Source organism: Enterobacter cloacae complex sp. SYL003 (genome assembly GCF_049236925.1).
GTDB classification, from domain to species: Bacteria; Pseudomonadota; Gammaproteobacteria; order Enterobacterales; family Enterobacteriaceae; genus Enterobacter; species Enterobacter intestinihominis.
In genome coordinates this window covers 1-2,132 of record NZ_JBMKJK010000054.1, presented here as the reverse complement: position 1 = coordinate 2,132, position 2,132 = coordinate 1, and the positions used below count along the sequence as shown (strand labels likewise).

The 2,132-nt window shown below is 63.2% G+C and carries 2 protein-coding genes and 1 pseudogene; all 3 read right to left on the bottom strand.

Going from position 1 to position 2,132, the window contains the following annotated elements; all coding sequences use genetic code 11:
- Positions 1-406, bottom strand: a 406-nt coding sequence (locus ACOT1A_RS24505) for a class II aldolase/adducin family protein (RefSeq protein ID WP_230246693.1), incomplete at its 3' end; no start/stop codon positions are given.
- A pseudogene (gene otnK, locus ACOT1A_RS24500) lies at positions 399-1,651 on the bottom strand (3-oxo-tetronate kinase). The pseudogene otnK and the gene ACOT1A_RS24505, both read right to left, overlap by 8 nt.
- 11 nt (positions 1,652-1,662) lie before the next feature.
- On the bottom strand, positions 1,663-2,132 hold a 470-nt coding region (locus tag ACOT1A_RS24495; protein WP_421625539.1), incomplete at its 5' end, for an NAD-binding protein.

Sequence of the window (2,132 nt, the reverse complement as noted above, 5' to 3'; positions counted from 1 at the left end):
GCCTGGTAAGCAGAGTTTTTGAAATGTAAGGCCTTTGAATAAGACAAAAGGCTGCCTCATCGCTAACTTTGCAACAGTGCCCGAGCCCCTGCAGGCAGGAGAGCGCGGTCAGATAGTGGCTGTGCAAGTGGACGATCGCCTTGCAGGCCGGGTTGTGCAAATAGACCGCCCGGTGAAAAGTGACCTCTTTCGACGGTTTGTCGCCGGAGATCCATTCCCCTTGCAGCGTCACCACCGACAACCGCTGAGCCTGCAGTTCGCCGAGGCAGGCGCCGGTCGGCGTCGCCAGCAGGTTGCCGTCCGGCAGCAGCAGCGACAGATTGCCAGCGGAGCCGGTGGCATAGCCGCGGCTAAACAACGAGGCGCCAATCTGCACCATTTCCTCTCGCAGTTGTTGCTCAGTCATGACGAAACTCCTGCTGGGCACGGGCAAAGAACTGGATATCGCCGAAGTTACCTGACTTCAGCGCCAGGGAGAGCGGCTGGCGGGTGTCACGCACCCAGGGCACGCCAGGGGAGATGGTCGGCCCAATATGGAACGCCTCAACCCCCAGGGTCTGCGCCACAATGCTCGACGTTTCCCCTCCGGCCACAATAAAGCGGGTAAATCCGTTCGCCTTCAGGGCGGCGGCAAGAGCGGCAAACAGCTGTTCCACCCGTTCGCTGCTGGCCTTGTCGCCATACTGCGCCTGGATCCGCTGCAGCGTTTGCGGCTCGGTGGTGGCATAGATCATCGGCGCCAGCGGCGCATCGCGCTGCGCGTCCACCCAGTCAGTCAGCGTCCTGACGTAGCTCTCCAGATCGGTAAAGCAGGCGCTTAAGTCGACGGCGCGGGCGGGGGCCTGTTGACGATAGGCCGCCACCTGGCTGTTGGTCATCACCGAGCAGGAGCCCGAGAGCACCACCGCCGGACCGGCCAGCGGCATGCCGGCCTGAGCGCTTTCCCCCCTGGCGCCATGGCGCTGCGCCCAGTCGCGGGCGAGGCCGATGGCGAGGCCGGAACCGCCGGAGACCAGCTTCATCTCCCGCAGCGCCACGCCCTGGGTGAGCAGATCCTGTTCGCTGAGGGCGTCGAGCACCACATAGCGCACCGCCGGATCGTTGACTGCCGCCAGCGCGGCGGCGACCGGGCGACAATCGGCCAGGCAATCAGCGCGGCTTTTCCGCGCCCTTGGCGCTCAATTAAGCGGCCCAGGTGCGCATCCTCCATCGGCGTCACCGGATGGTGGCGCATCCCGGACTCATTCAGCAGTTGCTCGCCGACGAACAGATATCCCTGATAGACCGTGCGGCCGTTAACCGGCAGCGCCGGGGAAATCACCGTCCGCGTCTCACCCAGCTCGGCCAGCAGGGCATCCAGCACCGGGCCAATGTTGCCCTGCGCGGTGCTGTCGAAAGTGGAACAGTACTTGAAATAAAACTGCTGACAGCCCTGGGCCTGCAGCCAGCGCAGGGCCGCCAGCGACTGGCTGACGGCCATTTCCGCCGGGCAGGAGCGGGTTTTCAGGCTGATGACCACCGCCTCGCTGGTCAGCGGAATATCGCGGGTCGGCACGCCATTCAGTTGCACCGTCGGCATGCCGTTGCGCACGAGGAAGCTGGCAATATCCGTGGCGCCGGTGAAGTCATCGGCAATGACACCAAGCTGCATGTTGTCTCTCCTCACTGTTTATGGCCCGGCAGGGTGATGCCGTTGAAAATCTTGATCACCGCGCTGTCATCTTCCCGACCGAATCCGGCATTACTGGCGGAGGTGAACATATTCAGCGCGGTGGTAGCGAGCGGCAGCGGGAAGGTCAGCGCCCGGGCAGTGTCATTCACCAGCCCGAGATCTTTGACAAAAATATCGACAGCGGATTTTGGCGAGTAATCGCCATCCAGGACGTGCTGCATGCGATTCTCAAACATCCAGGAATTACCCGCCGCGTGGGTGACCACGTCATACATCGTCTCCAGTGGGATCCCGGCGCGGGCGGCAAGCGCCATCGCTTCGGCGGCAACGGCGATGTGCACCCCGGCCAGCAGCTGATGGATAATTTTTACCGTCGAGCCAAGACCAATGTCGCTCCCGATGCGGTAGACTTTGCCGGCCACGGCGTCCAGCACCGGCGCGAGTCGGGCAAAGGCGGCAT